The 1,188-nt window shown below is 62.3% G+C and carries 1 protein-coding gene and 2 pseudogenes; 2 read left to right on the forward strand and 1 reads right to left on the reverse strand.

Annotated features, from left to right (window positions below; all coding sequences use genetic code 11):
- Positions 1 to 413 (forward strand): annotated as a pseudogene (locus tag GKC28_RS26120) (IS21 family transposase); the annotation flags it as partial.
- 13 nt (positions 414 to 426) lie between these two features.
- Here the strand turns inward: GKC28_RS26120 and GKC28_RS26125 are convergent.
- Positions 427 to 645, reverse strand: a pseudogene (locus GKC28_RS26125) (transposase domain-containing protein); the annotation flags it as partial.
- Between the two features lie 325 nt (positions 646 to 970).
- Here GKC28_RS26125 and GKC28_RS26130 point away from each other — a divergent pair.
- Positions 971 to 1,188: hypothetical protein (locus tag GKC28_RS26130; protein WP_217434234.1), on the forward strand; the 218-nt coding region annotated here is incomplete at its 3' end.

A 1,188-nucleotide genomic window follows, 5' to 3' on the forward strand; every position in this document is an offset into this window, starting at 1 on the left:
CATTTGACGGATACGTGGAAAAGACCGTTCGCGTTCGCTCCACCTGCCTGGTTCAATATGCCAGCAATCGCTACAGCGTGCCGTCCCGGTTCGCGGGGCAACATGTGTCGCTGCGCGCCTATGCAGGCCGGATCGTGCTGGTGTCGGGCCAGGATGTCATCGCCGAGCACAAGCGTCGCTTCACCCGCAATGTCAGCTATTTTGAACCTTGGCACTACGTGCCGCTGCTGGATCGCAAGCCCGGCGCCCTGCGCGACGGCGCCCCCTTTGTGGACTGGCAACTGCCTGGGGCCATGCATCGGATCAGGGAGCACTACATGGCCGGCAAAGGCGGGGATCGGGAGTTCGTCGATCTGCTTCTGCTGGCCGAGGATCACGGGATCGAGGTGGTCGAGAGTATCCGTCCGGCGTGACCGCCGTTGACAATCAACTTGGCTGCCAATTCCAGGGCGCAAGTTCGTCGATGCGGTTGATCTTGTGATCGGCGATGTGGGTTAGCACCCAAGTCAGCCAAGCTTCCGGATCGACGCGGTTCATGCGGGCTGTCTCGATGAGAGTGTAGGCAATCGCCGCGGCCTTGCCGCCGCCTTCGGACCCCATGAACAGATAATTCTTCCGCCCGAGAGTCAGCGGCCTGATTGACCGGCATTTGACGGATACGTGGAAAAGACCGTTCGCGTTCGCTCCACCTGCCTGGTTCAATATGCCAGCAATCGCTACAGCGTGCCGTCCCGGTTCGCGGGGCAACATGTGTCGCTGCGCGCCTATGCAGGCCGGATCGTGCTGGTGTCGGGCCAGGATGTCATCGCCGAGCACAAGCGTCGCTTCACCCGCAATGTCAGCTATTTTGAACCTTGGCACTACGTGCCGCTGCTGGATCGCAAGCCCGGCGCCCGGCGCCCTGCGCGACGGCGCCCCCTTTGTGGACTGGCAACTGCCTGGGGCCATGCATCGGATCAGGGAGCACTACATGGCCGGCAAAGGCGGGGATCGGGAGTTCGTCGATCTGCTTCTGCTGGCCGAGGATCACGGGATCGAGGTGGTCGAGACGGCTTGCGAACTGGCGGTGGAACAAAACACCCTGCGCCTGCCCGCCATCATCAACCTGATTAACCAGTTGGTGGAGCCGGTCATCACGCCGCTCAGCGACGCCTATACCTATCCGCAGCTGACCTTGCGGCCCGAGGC

This window comes from Leisingera sp. ANG59, from assembly GCF_013317235.1.
Lineage (GTDB): Bacteria > Pseudomonadota > Alphaproteobacteria > Rhodobacterales > Rhodobacteraceae > Leisingera.